This is a genomic window from Streptomyces sp. BE20 (assembly GCF_036322525.1).
Lineage (GTDB): Bacteria > Actinomycetota > Actinomycetes > Streptomycetales > Streptomycetaceae > Kitasatospora.
In genome coordinates this window covers 38,155-57,392 of record NZ_JAQYWW010001016.1, presented here as the reverse complement: position 1 = coordinate 57,392, position 19,238 = coordinate 38,155, and the positions used below count along the sequence as shown (strand labels likewise).

Below are 19,238 nucleotides of genomic sequence, written 5' to 3'. Positions count from 1 at the left end.
GGCCAGGGCCGGGACCCGATCCCTCGTCCGGCACGGGAGCACCGCCGGACCCGGGGCCGGCCGAACACCGCACGGACAGAAGCCCCTTCACGTGCTTCGCTCCAGGTACGAGCAGCCCCGGACCCGGACCCGGGAATCCGTGGCCGTCCACCTGTGCCGGACCCTCCGCGCTCGTCTCCCTCCCGACACCCGAACAGGGGATCTCCATGAAGCTCCGCCCTCTCGCCGCCGCGACCCTCACGGCCTGTGCCCTCGCGGCCGGCACGGCCTTCGTGTCGCCCGCCGAAGCCCTCGGTCCCGCCCCGGCTCCGGCCGCCCACGCGGCGGCCGATCCGGTGGCCTGCGCGGCCTCCACCACCGCGGCCGCCACGGCGGCCACCAACGCCGCGGCGGCGGCCGACGCGGCCAAGAGCGACGCGGCCACGTCGGCCGCCGCCGCCAAGGCCCTGGCCGCCGCCATCGCCGCGGGGGAACCCGCGACGGTCCTGGGTGAGGCCGCCGGGACGGCGACCGCGGCCGCCGCCGCGGCCGAGACCTCCGCCGACGCGAGTGCCGCCGCGGCGGCCACCTCCGTCACCGCCGCCCAGGCCGCCGTCACCTCGTGTGCGGCGGCCTGAGATGCGCACGGTCCGGACCGTTCCGGCTGTCGTGGGGGCGATCGTCCTGACCACGGCCGCGGCCGCCCTCGCCCCGTCCACCGCACAGGCCGTCGTGGCCTGCGACGAGGGGGCGCTGGTGGCCGCCGTGAACACCGCCAACACGGCCGGCGGCGGCGATGTCGTCCTCGCCGCCGACTGCACGTACACGATCACCTCACCCCACAGCAGTGACGGCGACGGCCCGAACGCCCTCCCGGTGATCACCACCGCCATTACCCTGACCGGTGACACGGACACGATCACCCGCTCGTCGACGCCGGGTACACCGGCCTTCCGCATCGCCAAGGTCTCCGCCGGCGGCAGTCTGACCCTCAAGGGCAAGGTCACCCTGCGCAACGGCCGCGCCGCCACGGACGGCGGTGGCATCCTCAACCACGGAGCCGTGACCCTCACCGCCAGCGCGCTCACCGGCAACACCGCCGCAGGCCGGGGCGGCGCCCTCGCCAACGCCGACATCGCGGCCCCCGCCAAGGGCCCGGCCGCGACCTTCACCGACAGCACCGTGTCCGGCAACAGGGCCACCGGCCGGGGCGGCGGTGTCTACAACGGCCTGCGCGGCTCGCTGACCACCACCGGCAGCACCGTCAACGGCAACAGCTCCGGGGCCCAGGGAGGGGGGATCGCCGCGGTCGACGCGACCTCGACCACCCTCACCAGCACCCCGGTCGGCGCCAACAGCGCCACCAACGCGGCAGGTGTCTACCGCCGGAACGGGGCGATGACCCTCACCACCTCGCCCGTCAGCGGCAACGTCCCCGACAACTGTGTCGGCAGCGCCCCCGCCGTCCCCGACTGCGTCGCCTGACCTCCTGCGAAGGCACCCGCGTCGCCCGGGCCACAGGCCCGGGCGACGCCGGTGCGACTACCGGAACCAACCGGTCCAGACGCCGTTCCTCCCGCGGGTGTTGTACCAGAGCTTGCCGTCCGTGCCGGTCGTGACCAGCTGCAGCACGTACCCGTCCTCGGAGGCGACGGACACCCCACCGGTCACCCGCCCGCCCATCGAGACCCACGGGCCCCACTGCCGCGTGCCCGGGCCGGTCCACGTACTCCACACCGCGAAGTCGGTGCCGACCGCGAAGACCTGCTCCACCTTGTCCGGGAAGTGGACGTACCAGGGGGAGCCCCACCTGCCGCCGCACAGGTACGGGCCGCCGAGCGTGGGATCGGTGCGCGGCCCCTCCGTGGAGCAGCGCTCCCACACCGAGTTGAAGGCCTGGGCCGACGTGGCCGTACCCACCGTTCCGGCCAGCGCCAACCCGACGACCACCGCCGCCGAGGCCACGGCCCTCCCGAACCTCCCCGTCCTCCCCGTCCTCGCCGTCCTCGCCGTCCTCGCCGCCGCTGCCATCTCCGCCTCCGAACACTCCGCCCTGCCGGGCGGCAGGCGCGCGGGAGGACCGACCGCCCGACGTCACGGACGGCCGCGGCGCCCCACCCACGAGGCGCCCATCCTCCCGCACACCTCACCCCGGGCGGACACCCGCCACCACCCCGACCGACCGGTAACAGCCCTACGGCCGGAGCGAGTTGCCCGCACAACACCGGCGGTCCGGCCCCGACGGGCACGGACCGGACCGCCGGGGGCCCGGTCCGGACCGGGCAACCCGATCGCTCACGTCCGACCGGTGCCTGCGATACTCGGCGCGACTTCACCCAGAGGAGACATTCCCCATGCGCCTGCGTCACGCCTTCGGGCTGACCGTCGTCGCGGCCACCGCCGTACTCGGCCTGTCCGTCCCGGCCGTCGCCGGACCGGCGGCCGCCGTGACCACCTTCCACACCGAGCAGCGCGTCCAGGCACAGGCGCGAACCGCCGTCGCCGGGGCGCCCGCCCAGCTCCGGACCGGCGTCGATCCCAGGACCGCCGTGCTCCAACCCGGTGAGCGGGTACAGGTGCTGGGCACCAACGAGACCTCCCTGCTGAACAGCGGCGCCCACTACGGCTACGGGGTCTGGGCGACGTTCTCCTCGCTGGCCTCCACCAACAAGCCCTTCGCCGAGAGCGCCGTCACCTCGACCGCGATCGGCACCACCACCGACAGCGTGGTCCACAACGTGGCCGCCGCGGGCAACCGGGTCTTCATCGCCGACCGGCGCATGTCGGACGGCCGCTGGTCCTCGTGGGGCGAGATCACCTCGCCCGCCGTCGCCGGGCCGCTGCCCGGCGCCCCCCAGCAGGTCGCCACCGCCGTCATGGGCCGCAAGCTGCACGTCCTCGCCCTCGTCGACGGTGACGTCTACCAGGCCACCGGCGACTGGGGCGCCGGCAGCTGGTCCGGCTGGGGCAACGTCAGCTCGGCCGCCGACCTGCCCCTCTCCACCCGGGTCACGGCCGCCGTCACCGGGAACTCCCTGCACGTCGTGAGCCTCGGTCTCGACGACGGGGTCTACGTCGCGGACGGCAACTACGACCGCGGCACCTGGAGCTCCGGCGAACCCACCTCCGTGATCGGCCTGCCCTCCGCCATAGCGATCAGCGAGCTCTCCGCCGCCGCGATCGGCAGCAAGCTGCACGTCATCGCCGTGACCGACGAGCGCCTGTACCAGGCCACCGGCGACTACGCCGCCGGCTACTGGGCGGGCTGGCACGACCTGACCACCGCCACCGGGCCGCTCGGCCCGATCGACGACGTCTCCGCCGTCGCCATCGGCAACAAGCTCCACCTGTACGCCCTCTCCCGGCGCTGGATGTACAACGCCACCGGCGACTACGACCGAGGTGCCTGGTCCGGCTGGGGCAACGTCACCACCGCCGTCGGGGCCCCCGGCCTCACCGGCCTCTCGGTCGCCGCCGCCTGACGGCACACAGGCACCACCCGTGAGCCCCCGGGCCGAGCACCCTCGGCCGGGGGCTCACGGGCTTTCCGGGGGGAAAGTGAACGATTCGGGCCAGCAAGATCACGACCGTACGACGATCGGATTTACGGTCGCCCACAGAGCATCAGCCCTGCCATACTCGGGCCGATCTTCACCGGCTCTGCCCGAAGCGCGCCCAGGACCTACGCGTGCAGGCTCGTCGGTGAACGCACCGTCACATCCTGAAGGGGGAGGCACCACGTGCGTCTGCGTCACGTCCTCGGACTGACTGTCGCCACGGCCAGCGCCGCACTCGGACTGCCGGGACCGGCCACCGCGGCCCCGGCCGCCACCGCGACCACACTCCACGTCAACGAGCTTTCCAGAGACTGCGCGGACCAGGGCGCCGGCACCGGCACCGTCGCGCGGCCGTTCTGCACCGTCTCCGCCGCGGCCGCCGTCGTCGAGCCCGGGCAGACCGTCCGGGTCTGGCCGGGCGACTACCCGGAGGAGGTCCGGATCACCCGCTCCGGCACCCCGGAGCAGCCGATCACCTTCCTCGGCGGTCCCGTCGACACCGCGCCCTTCCGCAATGCGCCGGCCGTCCGCGGACCGGCGGACCGCAGCTCCTTCGTCCTGACCGGCGTGCACGACGTCACGATCCGGGGCTTCCGGACGTTCGCCCCGCGCGGCGTGCAGGTCCTCGGCTCGACACGGGTGGTCATCGACCAGAACTGGTACGACCGCTCGGGCTACCAGCAGTCCCTCCACATCGGCGAGGGCAGCGACCACGTCACGGTCAGCCGGAACTCCTTCAACCACGGATACGGCCTCGTCGTCGACGGCGCCGCCCACCACGTCCTGGTGACCGGCAACGACTTCAGCCGGACCAGCACCACCGGCGTCACCGCCACCGGCGTGGCCGACCTGGCCGTCACCAACAACACCTTCGCGCTCACCTGCTTCGGCAGCGTCCTGCTGGACGGCGACTCGCCGCGGGCCGTGGTGAAGAACAACATCGCGGTCGACGGGAACGCGAAGAGCGGCCAGGCCGACCGTCCGTACTGCTCGCCCTTCGGCGACGACCAGGCCCAGATCACCGTCTCGGCCGCGGCCGCCCCGACCGCGAGCGTCGACTACAACGTCGTCCACGCGAAGTCCGGCTCGCAGCCCTACAAGTGGGCCGGCACCCGCTACGCGTCCCCGGCCGCGTTCGCCGCCGCCACCGGGCAGGGCACGCACGACCTGGACCTCGACATCGAGTACTCCGCGATGACCCCGGACCGCCCGTTCAACCGGCTGACCCCGGCCGCCGTCGGCGCGATCGACTCCGCCGACCCGACCGCCCCCGGCGTCGGCACCGACCTGTTCGGCCAGCCCGCCCTCGACCACCCCGACGTCGCCAACACCGGGACCGGCACCCGCGACCGCGGCGCCCACGAGCTCGGCGGCATGGTCGGCGAGACCCGTCTGGAGATCACCGGCGAGGGCGTCACCACCCCGAAGGGACCGGTGCCCTTCACCGTCGTCGCCCGGCTCGGCTTCGACAACTCCTGGAACCTCGGCCCGGGTGCCTACCTCGTCGACTTCGGGGACGGCAGCGAGCCGGTCCGCACGACGGACGCCACCGTGCGGCACACCTACACCTCGACCGGCTTCCACCTGGTGACCGCCACGGCCGTCGACGCTGCGGGCGGCCGGGCTGCGGCGGCCATCTCGACGATCCAGGCGAACCCGGACTTCCCGCTGCTCGCCAGCTTCAACGCCAAGAACGCGGGCTGGCCGTACACCTACGAGTTCGAGCTCAGCGGGATGTCGCCCTACGCCCTGGTCGACGGCACGATCGACTTCGGCGACGGCAACACCGCCGTGGTGCACTCGGACACCGACCGCGTCACGCACAGCTACGCGGCGGCGGGCACCTACACCGTGACCTTCACGGCGCGCGACGAGGCCCGGCAGCAGGCCGTGAGCAGGGAGCTCCAGGTCACCGAGACCCCCTCGCTCGCCGTGCTCAAGCCCGGTGAGCGGGTGCAGGTGCTGGCCACCGGCTACTCCTCGCTGCTGAACAGTGGCGCGCACTACGGCTACGGCGTCTGGGCGCCGTTCACCTCCGTCCCCGCCGACGGGCGGCCGTTCCCCGAAAACGCCGTCACCTCGACCGCGGTCGGCACCACCGACGACGGCGTGGTCCACAACGTGGTCGCGGCCGCCGGCCGGATCCACATCACCGACCGGTCCATGGCGGACGGCAGTTGGAGCCGCTGGGGCGAGGTGACCGCGGGCTACGCGGCCGGGCCGCTGCCCGCTGCTCCCCAGCAGGTCGCCGTCACCGCCATGGGCCGCAAGCTGCACGTCCTCGCCCTCGTCGGCGGCAGGGTCTACCAGGCCACCGGCGACTGGAACTCCGGCACCTGGTCCGGCTGGGGCGACGTGACCTCGGCCTCCGGGCTGCACGGTGCCGCGCGGATCACCGCCGCCCGCAACGGCAACTCCCTGCACGTGGTGGCCCTCGGCACCGACGGCCGGGTGTACGACGCCGAAGGCAACTACGACCGCGGCGCCTGGAGCTCCGGCGACGTGACCTCGGCACTCGGCCTGCCCTCCGGCGGGCCCGTCACCCAGCTGTCGGCCGCGTCCATCGGCAGCACCCTGCACGTCGTGGCCACGGCCGGCGGCCGGCTCCACCAGGCCAGCGGTGACTACGCCGCCGGCCGCTGGTCCGGCTGGGGCGACGTCACCGCCGCCACCGGCGACCGCGGCTCCGTCGACCGGGTCTCGGCCGTGGCCATCGGCAACCGGCTGCACCTCTACACCGTCGTCGGCGGCCTCCTGTACAACGCCACCGGCGACTACGACCGAGGTGCCTGGTCGGAGTGGGCCAGCGTGAGCGCCGCCGTCGGCGCACCGACGCTCGGCGAGCTCGCGGTCACCGCCTCCTGACACCGCTCCACGGACAGAACGGAGGGCCTCGGGCCCCCGCCCGCCCGGCCCCCGGGAACGACCGCTGCCCCTCACCGTGGTGAGGGGCAGCGGTCGTTCCCGGGGGCCGCCCCGCCCGTCGGCGGACACGCGGCGGAGCCGTCGCCGTCACGGACCGGTCGTTGCGGACCGGTCGTTGCGGACCGGTCGTTGCGGACCGGTCGTTGCGGACCGGTCGTCACGGCGGGCCGCCCGCGACAGGAGTCCCGGATCGGCCGGATCAGCCGGCCAGGGTGTCCTTCAGCCAGGGGGCGATCACGGCCATCGCCTCACCGAAGCGCGAGATGGCGCAGTGCCCGGTGTCCGGGATCAGTTCGACCCGGGTGTCCCGGCGGCCCTCGAACACCAGGGTGTCGTCCAGCGGGACGTGGACGTCCTCGGTGCCGTTGACCACCAGCATCGGCCCGTTGTCGTCCCGGTCCAGCAGCGGGCGCAGGCCGAAGGCCGCGAAGGCCTCCTCGCGCTCGGCCGTGCTCGGCAGGGCGTCGAAGCCCAGGGCGTTGCCGACGATGCCATCCATGCCGAAGGCGAAGCCGCGGCCCGGAGCGAAGGAGCGCTCCACCGGGCCGCCGAGCACCACGGAGGCGTCCACCGCGCCGGTCAGTCCGGTCCGCGCGGAGTAGTAGCCGCCCATCGAGATGCCGAAGTGGCCGACCCTCCCGTTCCCGATCGTGCGGGCGAAGGAGACCAGTCCGGCAACCACCTCGGCCCCGCCGTCCGGGGTCATCGGCAGGTGGGCGCTCTCACCGGTGCCGGCGAGGTCGAACAGCAGGAGCCGTGCCGGCAGGGCGAACGCGAGCTGCTCCCACATGCCGTGCAGGTCGGTCTTCCAGGAGTCCACCCCGCCGCTGGCCAGCACGACCGGCGCGTCGGCGGGCAGTCCGGGGGCCGCCATCAGGTGGATCGGCAGGGTGGCCTCGCCGCCGCGGTACGGCAGGGTGAGCGTGCGGCGCTCGAACTCCACCGGGAAGCCGGGGGCGGCGAGGACGTACTGCTCGACCTGGCGGGCGAGCGCGGTGCGCTTCGGGTCGTCGGCCAGCGAGGGGAACTTGGCCCAGCCGTACGCCTGCGCGGCCAGGCGGTGGCGCCCGGCCCCGGCGTGCCGGGCGGCGAGGGCCGACCACTCGTACACCCAGCCGCCGGGCCGGTCGGGCCACATCTCGGTGACGGCGGCGCGGACCGCGTCCACCTCGTCGACGGGCAGGCCGAGGGTCATCTGCGGGTAGCGCTCGACGAACAGGTCCTGCGGGTCCAGGGGCCAGGTGAAGGACATGGTGGTGCCTCCTGCTGTGCTTAAAGCTGGAACTCTTGCTTTAGCGACTATGCGCCCGGGTCGCGCTTATTGCAAGCAGACCTGCGTTAAGGTGGTGGCCGAGGTGATCGACACATGACCGAGGAAGCACCGGAGCCGATCCGCCGCCGCCCGGGCGGCCGCGCCGAGCGCGTCCGCCGGGCCGTCCTGACGGCCGCCCTGGAGATCCTGACCGAGGAGGGCGTCGCCCGGCTCGGCATCGCCGCGGTCGCGGCCCGCGCGGGGGTCAACGAGAGCACGGTGTACCGGCGTTGGGGCACCCGGGAGAAGCTCGTGCTGGACGCCGTGCTCACCGGGAGCAGCGAAGGCGTCCCGGTCCCCGACACCGGCGCCGTCCGCACCGACCTGGCCGCCTTCGCCCGCGCGTTGGCCGAGTACCTCGCCACCCCGGCCGGCCGCTCCGTCGCCCGGGCGGCCTCACTCAGCTCCGACGACCCCGACCTCGCCGGGGCCTGGCAGACCTTCTGGCAGTCCCGCCTCGACCAGGCCGGCGCCATCGTCGACCGGGCCGTCACCCGCGGGGAACTCCCCGCGGGCACCGACACGGCCCTGGCGCTGGAGCTCCTCTGTTCCCCGCTCCAGACCCGGTCCCTGCTCGGCCACCGCCCGATCGAGCCGGACCTGCCGGAGCGCTTGGCGGACATGGTGCTGGACGGCCTGCGGGGAGGAGCCGCGGGCTGAGGCACCGACCCCCGGGGCCGATCCCCGACCTCCGGGGCCTGCCCTGCCCAGCCGCGCCCGGACAGCAGAACGGCCGGTCGATCCGACGTGAAGTCGGTTCGACCGGCCGTTCCGGGTCGGTTGACCAATGTGCGCGAGGGGGGAGTTGAACCCCCACGCCCTTTCGGGCACTGGAACCTGAATCCAGCGCGTCTGCCTATTCCGCCACCCGCGCATCTGGGTGATGGGTAAACCATAGCCCATGCGCAGGGGTGCTTCGAACCAATTCGGCGAGGCGTGCCAGGTCAGCGCCCGACGCGCGCCACGATCCAGTCGATCAGGCCGCCGGAGATGTGGCTGTGCTCGTGGTTGTCCGTGTCGAAAGCGACCTCGTCCAGGTGACCGTTCTCGAGGTCGGCGTCGGTGATGGACAGCGTCGGGACGACGTCCCACGTCACCGGGTCGAAGGCCAGCGCCGCCGCACTGACCGACGGCACGAACGTCCCGCTGCGGAAGTCGTCGGAGATCTTCGCCTTCAGCGCGTCCGCGACCTTGCCGAAGGAGTCCAGCGTGCCACCGGGCGCCCCGTCCAGCGCGGGGACGTCGGTGGTCGTGCTGCGGCGGACCGCCAGGCCCAGGTGCATGCCGCCGATCTTCTGCTTCTCGCCCCTGTCCGCCTGGAACCGGGCCGTCGCGCTGGCGATCAGGGCCTGCCAGTCGAACGCCACCTCGCCCGCCGGCAGCGGGAGGCCGACCCCGTCGCGCCGGCCGTTGGAGACCCCGAGCTTGAGCGGGACGGCCGGGTAGTCGCCGAACCGCCGGAGGTCCTCCAGGAACTCCTTGCGCAGCGGGCTGGACGTGGCCACCGGTCCCGAGTACTTGGAGTTCTCCACCCAGGCCCAGAGCAGCTGCTGGGCGGCCGGGCTGCGGATCAGGTCGGCCTGCTTCACCCCGTCGGGGCCGGCCGGGGTGACGTCCTCGAAGAAGTACGCCAGCTGCTGGAGGATCAGCGGGATCCAGGCGCCGTTGTGCGGCGAGTCGTAGGAGAGGTACGTCCGGGTCTGGTGATCCACCTTCTGGGTCTCCAGCTTGGCGAGCGCGAAGCGCGTGACGATGCCGCCCATGCTCACCCCTCCGACGGTGAGCCGCTCGTCGCCGACGCGCTCCGCGATCACCCGGAGGATGCCGTCGATCGCGACCTCGGCGTTGGCCTGGATGTAGGTGTGCCGCTCCTCGAAGCCGAGGAGGACCACGTCGATGCCCTGGCCGAGCAGTTGGTCGAAGAGGCCCTGCTTGCCGTCGTACGGGGTGTTGAAGTACGCGAAGAGGCCGGGAAGGTCACTCGGGCCGTAGTTGAAACCGTCCGCGAAGACGAACGGCCGGCGCAGGCCGAGCTTCGGGTTGGCGTAGTAGACCGCGGCCTTGCCGCGGGCGGTCTTGTCCTTGTAGGTGCCGCTCAGATCCCAGACCACGTCGGCCTGCCGGCCGCCACCCTCCGAACGCTCCAGCGCACCGGCGAACCACACCTCGGGTGCGAGGGTGGCGGCAAGTTCCGCCACCTCCGCCGAACCGGGCTCCGCCTGCCCCTCCTTGAGTGCGAGGGCTACGTCGATCCTGGATTCCTGTGCCACGGCTACCGCCTCAGTCCGATCCAATGGAGATCATCCGCATACGATGGGCGACTGTAACGGCTCGATCACACAGCGCACCAGAACATGACCGGTACTGGTCGAAAGCGATCCGAACGGACCGGTCAGGAGCGGAAAATCACCGCTTCGGAGGGAGGCGGGGGCGAGCCGACCGGAGTCCGGCATTCCTCCGAGCCCCCCAGGGGGGTGGGGTTCGGCTCATCCCCCCGCCCCCGGGGCCGATGGCGCGCCCGGCGGGTCCGGACGGTCCCGCCGGGCCCCGGCAGCCCCGGCCGCGCGCGTCCGGCGGACGGCCGGGCACCCACTTCCACCGACCGGCGAATCCGACCTAACGTTGCGTCATGCAGCCGGTACGGATCGATCGTTCGGACCCGGACGTGCTCGACCTCGTCCTCTGGGAGCGCGGCGGTTCCCTCCGCTACGCGTTCACGACCTCGCTCGGGTCGGCGCTGGCCGTACCCGCACTGTTCCTCGTCGGCGCGCTCGCCTCCGGCCCCATGGCGGTCCTCATGCTCCTCACCGGCACGGGATGGGGGCCGGTCTGGTCGGTGGCCGCCCTCATCGGTGGCGCGGCGGCGGTCGCCGGGTGGGCGTTCCTCACCCGCAGCGCCTTCCACGAGGTGCACCGGCTCCGCTTCGCCCCCGCGGACGGGCCGGCCACGGTCGCCCTCGTCCGGGGTGCACGGGTCGGGCGCCCCATGCCCGTCACCGAACTGCGGCGGATCCGGATCGACCGCTCGCCCGAGGCGCCCCACGGGGACGACCCGCGCCCGGCCGCCCTCACGGTCACCCTGACCGCGCAGTTCGCCCGCCACCGGCTGGCGCCCAAGTCGCTCCCGCCGGACACCGACGCCGACGCCCTGCATCGGGAGCTGCGCGCGGCGCTCTCCCCCGCGGTCCCGGTGGAACTGCGGATTCGGCACCGCCCGGACCCCGAGCCCGGACCTCCCGACACACCTCCCGACGCGCGGCCCGACGTACCGCCCGGCCTGCCGCCGGCCGCCCGGCCGGGACCCGCACCGCCGCCGCCGTCGGCGCGTGCGCGACGACGCCCGGACGCGCGGCGGGGCGCCCGTGGCCGCAGCCGCCCGGCCCGCGACTGACGCCGGAGCCCGGCCCGGGGACCGAAGGCGTTTCCCGGCAGGTCACTCGCCGGCCGCGGCCTCCAGGGTGGCGCGCCACAGCGGGCTGTCCACGTAGTGGTTGTCGTACAGCTCGGAGGAGTCCTTGATCTCCTGCGGGCTCGCCTCGCCGCGCATCACCCGGCCGAGCAGCCGCAAGTAGTCGAAGCGGGGCATGCCCGGCGTGAACACGAAGAGCACGTCGGCCGCGGAGCCGGGTGCGGCGGCGAAGGCGTGCGGGGCGTGCGGGGGGACGAGCAGGAAGTCACCCGCGCCGAGGGTCTCCACCGTGTCCTCGACCAGCACCTGGAGCGCGCCGCCGATGACGAAGAACAGCTCGGAGGCCCGGGTGTGGAAGTGGGCCGGGGCGCCGACGGCCCCCTCGGCGAAGGAGGAACGGTAGCTGGTGATCGGGCTGCCGTCGGTCCCGCAGTCGGCGAGCAGGGTCATGACGCTGCTCGGGTCGCTGGTGGTCTCGGCGGTGGCGGCGCGGGTCAGCAGCGGCTTCAGCGGGCTGGCGGTCACGGTGGTGCTCCCCCGGATCGGGCGGTCCCGGCTCCCTGCCGCGACCTCGTGATGATCACTCTAATGTCGGATGCGACCAGGAACATGGTGCATTCGGCCGTCGGAATCATGGGTCAATTCGCGTCCAGGGAGATCGCGTTCTTCGCCCGCCCGACCGACTCCTCGGACGCCGGGCCGCCCGGGTTCTCGGTGGCGAGCGCCTGGTTGAGGTCGACGAACGGGCGCATCCGCCGCTCGTAACGGTCGAAGGCCGGGGCGTGCCCCTCCCCGGCCGCGCGGGCCCGGCCGAGTTCGTCGGCCAGCAGGTGGGCGCCGACCAGGGCGAGGCCGGTCCCCTGGCCCGACAGCGGCGAGGCGCAGTACCCGGCGTCCCCGAGCAGGACCGCGCGGCCCGCGGACCAGCGGTCCAGGTGGATCTGCGCCATCGCGTCGGCGTAGAAGCCGGTCGAACGGTGCAGCGCCGCCAGCAGCCGGGGTGTCTCCCAGCGGAGTTCCGCCATCCGCTCCGCGACCAGCGTCCGCGCCGCATCGCCGTCCCGCTCGACGGGCTCCTCGCTCCTCCAGCCGAAGGTGACCCGCAACTCCCGGTTGTCGCGCACGGGGTAGACGCCGTAGCCGGCTTCCCCGTCGCGGTGCCACACCTGCCAGTCCTCCAGGCCGAGGAAGTTGTCGGCCTCGAAGATCGCGACGTGGGTGCCGAGCGGATGCAGGAACCGCCCCTCCGGGCCGAAGGCCAGCCGGCGGACCCGCGAGTGGAGTCCGTCCGCGCCGACCACCAGGTCGAAGGTGCGGGGCCGCCCGCGCTCGAAGGCGACGTGGATGCCGTGCTCGTCCTCGCGGAGCGCGGCGATGCTGTCGCCGTGGACGAACTCGGCCTCACCGGAGGCGTGTTCGGTCAGGATCGCGACCAGGTCCTCGCGCAGCAGCTCGACGTCACCGCTGTCCAGACGGCCGCTGCTGTAGGTCGCCTCGGTGGAGCGGTGCACCTCGTTGCCGTCGGCGTCGACGACGGACATGCCGCGCATCCTGGTCCGGACGGCACGGACCTGCTCGCCCAGCCCCATCCGCTCGACCACGTCGAGGGCGACGCCCCGGATGTCGACCGCCTGGCCGCCGGCGCGGGGGCCGGGGGCCAGCTCGACCACCGTCGGGGCGAAGCCGTTGCGGTGCAGCAGGTGGGCGAGCGCGGTGCCGGCGACTCCGCCACCGGAGATGAGGACGGTCTTCACGGGTGCTCCCTGTTCGGATTCGTACGCTGTAAGCGCCCTGAATGTACGACGTAAATTCAGGGCGCCGCAAGCGCCGTCCCCGCCGCTTGAGCCCAGTTCTGAGCTAGGACAGCACGGCCGGGACCGCCATCGGCGCTGCTAGGGTCTGAGCTAGTACAGGGCGGCCGCCCCCACGAAAAACCTCACCCGAGGAGCCCTGCCCGTGGCACCGGACACAGCCCCGCCCCCCTTCCAGCGCATCGCCGCCGAACTGCGGCGGCGCATCAGCACCGGGGAGCTCTCGCCCGGCGAGCGGGTGCCCTCGACCCGACGGATCGCCCAGGAGTGGGGCGTCGCCCTCGCCACCGCCACCAAGGCGCTGACCGTGCTGCGCCTGGAGGGCCTGGTGGAGGCTCTCCCCCGGGTCGGCACCGTGGTGGCCACGCCCCCCACGCCCTCCGCGACGACCACGGCCACCGGGGCCGACGCACCGGCTCCCGCGCGTCCGCACCAGCCCTCTCGGCACCAACACCCGCAGGAAGGCGAGTTGAGCCGCGAGCGGATCGTCCGGGCCGCCCTCGACCTGGCCGATGCGGAAGGCCTCCCCGCCCTCTCGATGCGCGCCGTGGCGGCCCGGCTCGGAGTCTCGGCGATGTCCCCGTACCGGTACGTCACCAGCAAGGACGAACTCGTCCTGCTCGCCGCCGACGCCGCGTTCGGCGACGCCTCCTACCCCGCCGAGCCGCCCGCCGGCTGGCGGCCCCGCCTGGAACTGGGCGCCCGCACCCTCTGGACGCTGTTCCGGCGTCACCCCTGGCTCGCCCAGCTCAGCCCGGTCACCCGGCCGCTGATGCTGCCCAACCTGCTGGCCCACGCCGAGTGGGCGCTCGCCGCGCTGGACGGCCACGGCCTGGACCCCACGACGATGATGGACGTCCACGTCCTGCTGTACAGCTACATCGAGGGCATCGCCGTCAACCTGGAGCGGGAGGCACAGGCCCAGTCCTCCACCGGCGTCACCGCCGACCAGTGGACGGACAGCCGGGTCCCCGCCCTCGGCCCGCTCGCCGACTCGGGCCGCTTCCCGGTCTTCACCCGCCTGATGGCGGACCTCGCGAGCGGCTACGACCTGGACCTGGACGCCCTGTTCGAGTTCGGCCTGGCCAACCTCCTGGACGGCCTGACGCCCCGGATCGAGAGCGCCGGAGCCGCCCGGGCGGCCCGGATCACCGGTGGCGGCCGGCCCCGGGCCTAGAGCTCCCGGCCCCGGAAGGCGCGGCGGTACTCGCGCGGGGCCACGCCGACCCGGGTGGTGAAGGCGGGGCGCAGCGAGACGGCCGAGCCGAAGCCGCAGCGGACGGCGACCGTGTCCACCGGCAGGTCGGTCTCCTCCAGCAGCCGCTGGGCCGTCAGCACCCGCTGTTCCAGCAGCCAGCGCAGCGGCGTGGTCCCGGTGGCGGCGACGAAGCGGCGGGCGAAGGAGCGCTCCGACATCAGGGCGAGTCCGGCCATCCGGCGGACCGTCCACGGGGAGTCCAGCGCGGCCAGGACCTCGGCGCGGGCCCGGACCAGCGGGTCGTCCCCGTCCGCACCGCCGTCCTCCGGGACCGGGGACGGGATGAACTGCGCCTGCCCGCCCGAGCGGAACGGCGCGGTGACCATCGCGCGGGCGATGCTCGCGGCGGCCCGTTCGCCGTGGGCGGCACGGACCAGGTGCAGGCAGAGGTCGATGCCGGCCGCCACCCCCGCCGAGGTCCAGATCCGCCCCTCGCCCGTGAACAGCACCTCGGGCCGGACGTCCACCGCCGGGAAGCGCCGGGCGAGTTCGCCTGCGAGCGCCCAGTGGGTGGTGGCCGGGCGGTCGTCGAGCAGCCCCGCCTCCGCGAGCACGAACGCACCCGCGCAGAGCGAGGCGACGGTGACGCCGCGCTCGTGCGCGGCGCGCAGCGCGGCGGGCACGGCGGGGTCGCGCGGCTCGTACGGCCGCTCCATCCCGGGGACGACGACCAGGTCGCACTCGGCGAGCGCGTCCAGGCCGTGGTCCGGCACCCGCTCCAGGCCGCCGCCGAGCCGCACCCGGGCGCCGGCCGGGCCGCAGACCCGCAGCTCGAAGTCGGGCAGTCCGGGCCGGCTCGGCCGGTTGTCCCAGACCTCCCCGATCACCGCGTAGTCGAAGGCCCGGACGCCGTCGAAGACCAGACACCCCACCGTGCGCACGACCGTCCACCCTCTCCCTGCCGGTTGGCAGGATCATATCGATGGGTGGCCCCACCGCCCCTCACTCCGCCGGGAGGGGCCGCCGCACGATGGACGCATGACGAACACCAGCGCCTTCGACGCCCCGCTCACCATCGCCCCCGACTCCGTCCTCGTGGTCATCGACGTCCAGAAGGGCTTCGAGGACACCGCGTTCTGGGGCGAACGCGACAACCCCGGGGCCGAACGACGGATCGGCGAACTGATCGACGTGTGGCAGGCCACCGGACGGCCGATCGTGACCGTGCAGCACGTCTCCCCCACCGGGCCGCTCGCGGAGGGCACCCCGGGCCACGAGCTGAAGGACTTCGTGGCGGCGGTCGAACCGGACCTGCACATCACCAAGACCGTGAACAGCGCCTTCTACGGCACGCCGGACCTGCACGCCTGGCTCCAGGAGCGGGGCGCGGAGCAGGTCGTCATCGTCGGCATCATCACGAACGTCTGCAACGAGACCACCGCGCGGATGGCCGGCAACCTCGGGTACGACGCGGTCTTCCCGATCGACGCGATGCACGCGTTCGACATGGCCGGGCCCGACGGGGTCACCGTCCCGGCCGCCGAACTGGCCCGGGCCACCGGCGCGGTGCTGCACGCGATGCGGTTCGCCAAGGTGGTCACCGCGGAGTCGGTGGTGACGGCGGCGAGGACCGGCGGGCCGGTGACCGCCGGCCGGTCCTGACCGCCGCCGTCGGGCACTTCGCCGCCCCGCCGGAAGTTGATCTTCCGGTCGGAGCCGCCGGGTCGCGCGGTTCCGGAGCGACGGCCCACGGCGACGAAGGAATGTGACACGGGTGGACGAGAAAGCACTGCCGGCCGAACTCTTCGAGGCGCACCGGCCCCATCTGCGGGCCGTCGCCTACCGGATGCTCGGCTCGATCAGCGAGGCCGAGGACGCCGTCCAGGACACCTGGCTGCGGTACGACCGAACCGACACCACCGACGTCGAGAACCTCGGCGGCTGGCTGACCACGGTGGCCGGGCGGATCTGCCTCAACCAGCTCCGGTCGCGCGCCCGGCGGCGCGAGGAGTCCTTCGAGTCGCGGGCCGAGGCGGGTGTCGCCGAGGTGCCCCGGATACCGGACCCGCTGATCGGGCGCGCGGACGCCGTCGACCCCGAACAGGAGGTGCTGCTGGCCGACTCGGTCGGTCTGGCCCTGATGGTCGTGATGGAGTCGCTGTCGCCCGCCGAGCGGGTCGCGTTCGTCCTGCACGACCTGTTCGCGGTGCCGTTCGACGAGATCGCGCCGCTGATCGAGAAGACCGGGGCGGCCACCCGCCAGCTGGCCGGCCGGGCCCGCCGCAAGGTCCAGGGGCAGGCGCCCGCCCCGGACCGGGACCTCGCCCGGCAGCGGGTGGCCGTCGACGCCTTCTTCGCCGCCACCCGGGACGGCGACCTCGACGCGCTGCTCGCCGTCCTCGCCCCGGACGTGGTGCTGCGCGCCGACGGTTCGGCCGGCCGGGACCGCCGGCCGGTGGTCCTCAACGGCGCCCGCACGGTGGCCGGCCAGGCGGTCATGTTCCGCGGCCTCTCGCCGTACGCGCGCCCGGCGCTCGTCAACGGCGCGGCGGGGGTCGTGGTGGTCGGTGCCAACGGACGGCCGGTCTCGATCATGGCCTTCACGGTGGTCGGCGGCACGATCGCGGCCATCGACGTGCTGAGCGACCCGGAGCGGCTCGCCGCGCTGGACCTGGCGGCGTTCGGCGCGTAGGGCCGACGGCGTCCGGGCGGCGGACGGCCGCCCCCGCCCGGGGAAGTCCGGTGCGAGGGGCGGCCGTCGGCGGTCTGCGGGGCTCAGCCCTTCCTGGAGAGGAAGTCGTAGGCGCCCGCCGCGACGTCGTCCAGGTAGGGGCCGGCCTGGAACTTCGGCTCGCCGGTGTGCTTGCCGACCGAGACGTTGCTGACCAGCACCGGTCGGCCGTCCTTCACCGCCAGCCAGCCGCCGCCGCTGGAACCGCCCGTCATGGTGCAGCCGATGGCGTGCATCGGCGGGCGGCTCGGCTCGTACGACAGCCGGGACGGCCGGCCGCTCTCGCAGCGGTTGAGCTCCATGCCGTCGAACGGCGCGGCCGCCGGGTAGCCGTACTCGGAGATGGTCAGCTGCTCGCGCGGGGCGTTGAACCAGACCGGCACCGCGCCGCCGACCGTCTCCTCCAGCGACTTGGCGCCGTCGGCGGGCTTCACCCGGATGATCGCGAAGTCGTAGTGGGTCGCCGGGTCGCCGCCCTTGCCGCCCTCCGCCTTCCACTGCGGGGAGGTCACCGCCTGGGTGGCGTTCCAGATGCCGAACGGCGCGTACTGGGACTCGTCCGCCTGCTTGCCCCCGCTCAGCGCACCGTTGCTGTTGAACGCCGGTATGAAGGAGAGGTTGCTGAAGAACGCGCCGCCCCGGCCCTGGTGGACGCAGTGGCCGGCGGTCCAGACCAGGTTGCTCCTGCCGGGGTGGGCCGGGTCGGCGACCACGGTGGCGGAGCACTGGAAGTGGTTGAGCCCGCCGGCGGCGGCCGCGCCGCTGCCCGGCTCGTCGGCGAACAGCTTCCCGTGCACGCCGAGCTTGGTGTACGGGTGCGGGAGGGGCTGGGCGTTGACCGTCTTGGGCAGCGGGTCGTTGCCGTTGTCGGCCGGCTGGGCGGGCTGGGCGGGCTGGGACGGCTGTCCCGGCTGGGCGGGAGCCTGCGTCGGCTGGGCGGCGGGCGGCTGGGCCGGCGGCGCCGGGGCCTGCGAGGCCGGCTGCTGGGTACTGGACGGCTTCGGCGCCGCCGGGGTGGTCGGGTGCCCCGGCTGGGTGGGCTGGCCGGCCGGCGGCTTGGTGCCCGGTGCGGACGGCACGGACGGCGCCCCCGGCGCCGTCGGCTGGGCGGGGGCCTGCGTCGGCGGGGCGGGCTGCGTGGGCTGGGCGGGCGGCTGGGCCGGCGGCGCGGTGGGCGGCGCCGGCGGCGCGATCGGCTCGTCGGGCTTGGCCTTGAGCAGCTTGTCCAAGGTCCAGAAGCCCTTGGCGGCGGCCGGGAGGGCGTAGTCCTTCGCCCACTTCTCCCAGTCGTCGAACTTCCACTTCTTCAGCTCGTCCAGATTGGCCGGCAGTCCGAGGTTCGGCTGCGCGCCGGCCGTGACGGCGACGTCGGCCGAGCTGTTCTCCGGACCGCAGGCCGCGGTGGTGAGCAGGGTCAGCGCGAGAACGGACGCCCCCAGCGCACTCCCCGCGGTGCGAGCGGAGCGACGGGCATTTCTACCTGACGATGACATGAACTTCTGATCCCCCTGTGTGAAAACGCACGGCGCCGCCGTAACGGCGCCGACGGTGCGCGGGGGAGTATTCCACTGACCGTCAGCGAGGCGTCCACCCGCCCCGTCGACGGCGGGAACGGCGGGGACCCGCGCGGGCGGAGGGCACGGAGGGTACGGCGGGTCGCGGCCGGAGGCCGTCAGCGACCGACCGCACCGTCCAGCTGCTCGCGGAGGATGTCGGCGTGCCCGGCGTGCCGCCCGGTCTCCTCGATCATGTGCACCAGCAGCCAACGCATCGACGGCGCCTCGCCGTCGGGCCGCAGCGACCGCACCCCGGGGCGGTCCAGCTCCGCCGCCGCACCGATCACCGCGTTCGCCCGGACGATCGCCTCCCGGTACGCGGCCACCGACTCCGCCACCGTCTCGTCGCCGGGCGAGACCGCTTCGTCGTCCCACAGCTCGACGTCGTCACCCCGGTACGCCCAGAGGAACCAGTTCAGTTCGACGGCGGTGAGGTGGCGCACCAGCCAGAGCAGGCTGGTCCCGGACGCCACCCCGGGCCGCCGGGCGTCCTCGTCGGACAGGCCGTCCGTCTTGGCGATCACGCAGGCGCGCAGGTAGTCCAGGAAGGTGAGCAGCGTGGTGTGCTCGTCGGCGTCGACCCCCGGCGGGCGCAGGTCGGCCCGCCCGCCCGCACGGCCTTCGTCCGCCGACCTCCCGATCGCCACGTCCCCGGTCGCGGAATCGCCGGTCACGGATTCGCCGGTCGCGGATTCGCCGGTCGCGCCGCCACCCTCACCACGGGCACCGGCCCGACGGCCCCGGCGGAGCCGACCGGTCC

General features: G+C 74.0%; 17 protein-coding genes and 1 tRNA gene. 9 read left to right on the top strand and 9 right to left on the bottom strand.

What is annotated here, in order from left to right; all coding sequences use genetic code 11:
- Nucleotides 1–206 precede the first annotated feature (206 nt).
- Together PUR61_RS26895 and PUR61_RS26890 are read left to right on the top strand one after the other, a co-directional pair.
- The gene (locus PUR61_RS26895) at nt 207–617 is read left to right on the top strand and encodes a hypothetical protein (RefSeq protein WP_329881999.1); all 411 of its coding nucleotides are present in this window, start codon (nt 207–209) and stop codon (nt 615–617) included.
- A gap of 1 nt (nt 618) precedes the next feature.
- A complete protein-coding gene (locus PUR61_RS26890; RefSeq protein WP_329881998.1) occupies nt 619–1,464 on the top strand; it encodes a hypothetical protein in 846 nt (281 codons plus the stop codon).
- A 57-nt stretch (nt 1,465–1,521) separates the two neighbouring features.
- Here the strand turns inward: PUR61_RS26890 and PUR61_RS26885 are convergent, their stop codons facing one another.
- Nucleotides 1,522–1,944, bottom strand: coding sequence for a hypothetical protein (locus tag PUR61_RS26885; protein WP_329881997.1), 423 nt, complete (start codon nt 1,942–1,944; stop codon nt 1,522–1,524).
- A gap of 389 nt (nt 1,945–2,333) precedes the next feature.
- Between PUR61_RS26885 and PUR61_RS26880 the strand changes: the two genes are divergently transcribed.
- Both PUR61_RS26880 and PUR61_RS26875 read left to right on the top strand, forming a co-directional pair.
- Nucleotides 2,334–3,461, top strand: coding sequence for a hypothetical protein (locus PUR61_RS26880; protein ID WP_329881996.1), 1,128 nt, complete (start codon nt 2,334–2,336; stop codon nt 3,459–3,461).
- A gap of 258 nt (nt 3,462–3,719) precedes the next feature.
- Complete coding sequence (locus PUR61_RS26875) at nt 3,720–6,401, top strand: PKD domain-containing protein (RefSeq protein ID WP_329881995.1); 2,682 nt, start codon at nt 3,720–3,722, stop codon at nt 6,399–6,401.
- 259 nt (nt 6,402–6,660) lie between these two features.
- Here PUR61_RS26875 and PUR61_RS26870 read toward each other — a convergent pair whose 3' ends face one another.
- A complete protein-coding gene (locus tag PUR61_RS26870) occupies nt 6,661–7,713 on the bottom strand; it encodes an alpha/beta hydrolase (RefSeq protein ID WP_329881994.1) in 1,053 nt (350 codons plus the stop codon).
- Nucleotides 7,714–7,827: 114 nt separating this feature from the next.
- Here PUR61_RS26870 and PUR61_RS26865 point away from each other — a divergent pair, with 114 nt between their 5' ends.
- Nucleotides 7,828–8,433: a TetR/AcrR family transcriptional regulator gene (locus PUR61_RS26865; protein ID WP_329881993.1), complete on the top strand. Its 606-nt coding sequence runs from the start codon at nt 7,828–7,830 to the stop codon at nt 8,431–8,433.
- Nucleotides 8,434–8,563: 130 nt separating this feature from the next.
- Here PUR61_RS26865 and PUR61_RS26860 read toward each other — a convergent pair.
- Nucleotides 8,564–8,647 (bottom strand) — tRNA-Leu (locus PUR61_RS26860).
- A 70-nt stretch (nt 8,648–8,717) separates the two neighbouring features.
- Nucleotides 8,718–10,043 (bottom strand): hypothetical protein, encoded by a 1,326-nt coding sequence (locus tag PUR61_RS26855; protein ID WP_329881992.1) that lies wholly within the window; start codon nt 10,041–10,043, stop codon nt 8,718–8,720.
- Between the two features lie 359 nt (nt 10,044–10,402).
- Here PUR61_RS26855 and PUR61_RS26850 point away from each other — a divergent pair, with 359 nt between their 5' ends.
- A complete protein-coding gene (locus tag PUR61_RS26850; RefSeq protein ID WP_329881991.1) occupies nt 10,403–11,164 on the top strand; it encodes a hypothetical protein in 762 nt (253 codons plus the stop codon).
- Nucleotides 11,165–11,206: 42 nt separating this feature from the next.
- Here PUR61_RS26850 and PUR61_RS26845 read toward each other — a convergent pair whose 3' ends face one another.
- Nucleotides 11,207–11,707: a cupin domain-containing protein gene (locus PUR61_RS26845; protein WP_329881990.1), complete on the bottom strand. Its 501-nt coding sequence runs from the start codon at nt 11,705–11,707 to the stop codon at nt 11,207–11,209.
- Nucleotides 11,708–11,820: 113 nt separating this feature from the next.
- The gene (locus PUR61_RS26840) at nt 11,821–12,936 is read right to left on the bottom strand and encodes an FAD-dependent monooxygenase (protein WP_329881989.1); all 1,116 of its coding nucleotides are present in this window, start codon (nt 12,934–12,936) and stop codon (nt 11,821–11,823) included.
- A gap of 196 nt (nt 12,937–13,132) precedes the next feature.
- On the opposite strand from PUR61_RS26840, the gene PUR61_RS26835 reads away from it, so the two are divergent.
- Nucleotides 13,133–14,170 (top strand): TetR/AcrR family transcriptional regulator C-terminal domain-containing protein, encoded by a 1,038-nt coding sequence (locus PUR61_RS26835; protein ID WP_443035241.1) that lies wholly within the window; start codon nt 13,133–13,135, stop codon nt 14,168–14,170.
- Here the strand turns inward: PUR61_RS26835 and PUR61_RS26830 are convergent.
- Nucleotides 14,167–15,132, bottom strand: a complete 966-nt coding sequence (locus PUR61_RS26830; RefSeq protein ID WP_329881987.1) for a GlxA family transcriptional regulator — start codon at nt 15,130–15,132, stop codon at nt 14,167–14,169. The genes PUR61_RS26835 and PUR61_RS26830 overlap by 4 nt on opposite strands.
- A 97-nt stretch (nt 15,133–15,229) precedes the next feature.
- Between PUR61_RS26830 and PUR61_RS26825 the strand changes: the two genes are divergently transcribed.
- Nucleotides 15,230–15,853 (top strand): cysteine hydrolase family protein, encoded by a 624-nt coding sequence (locus PUR61_RS26825; RefSeq protein ID WP_329881986.1) that lies wholly within the window; start codon nt 15,230–15,232, stop codon nt 15,851–15,853.
- A 112-nt stretch (nt 15,854–15,965) separates the two neighbouring features.
- Nucleotides 15,966–16,883 (top strand): sigma-70 family RNA polymerase sigma factor, encoded by a 918-nt coding sequence (locus tag PUR61_RS26820; protein WP_329881985.1) that lies wholly within the window; start codon nt 15,966–15,968, stop codon nt 16,881–16,883.
- An 83-nt stretch (nt 16,884–16,966) separates the two neighbouring features.
- Here PUR61_RS26820 and PUR61_RS26815 read toward each other — a convergent pair whose 3' ends face one another.
- Together PUR61_RS26815 and PUR61_RS26810 are read right to left on the bottom strand one after the other, a co-directional pair.
- A complete protein-coding gene (locus PUR61_RS26815) occupies nt 16,967–18,415 on the bottom strand; it encodes a trypsin-like serine peptidase (RefSeq protein ID WP_329881984.1) in 1,449 nt (482 codons plus the stop codon).
- Nucleotides 18,416–18,594: 179 nt separating this feature from the next.
- Nucleotides 18,595–19,152: a DinB family protein gene (locus PUR61_RS26810; protein ID WP_329881983.1), complete on the bottom strand. Its 558-nt coding sequence runs from the start codon at nt 19,150–19,152 to the stop codon at nt 18,595–18,597.
- Nucleotides 19,153–19,238 lie beyond the last annotated feature (86 nt).

Coding starts and splice junctions, on each gene's coding strand:
- PUR61_RS26895 (WP_329881999.1), top strand. CDS start 207: ATGAAGCTCCGCCCTCTCGCCGCCGCGACCCTCACGGCCTGTGCCCTC.
- PUR61_RS26890 (WP_329881998.1), top strand. CDS start 619: ATGCGCACGGTCCGGACCGTTCCGGCTGTCGTGGGGGCGATCGTCCTG.
- PUR61_RS26880 (WP_329881996.1), top strand. CDS start 2,334: ATGCGCCTGCGTCACGCCTTCGGGCTGACCGTCGTCGCGGCCACCGCC.
- PUR61_RS26870 (WP_329881994.1), bottom strand. CDS start 7,713: ATGTCCTTCACCTGGCCCCTGGACCCGCAGGACCTGTTCGTCGAGCGC.
- PUR61_RS26865 (WP_329881993.1), top strand. CDS start 7,828: ATGACCGAGGAAGCACCGGAGCCGATCCGCCGCCGCCCGGGCGGCCGC.
- PUR61_RS26850 (WP_329881991.1), top strand. CDS start 10,403: ATGCAGCCGGTACGGATCGATCGTTCGGACCCGGACGTGCTCGACCTC.
- PUR61_RS26825 (WP_329881986.1), top strand. CDS start 15,230: ATGACGAACACCAGCGCCTTCGACGCCCCGCTCACCATCGCCCCCGAC.
- PUR61_RS26815 (WP_329881984.1), bottom strand. CDS start 18,415: ATGTCATCGTCAGGTAGAAATGCCCGTCGCTCCGCTCGCACCGCGGGG.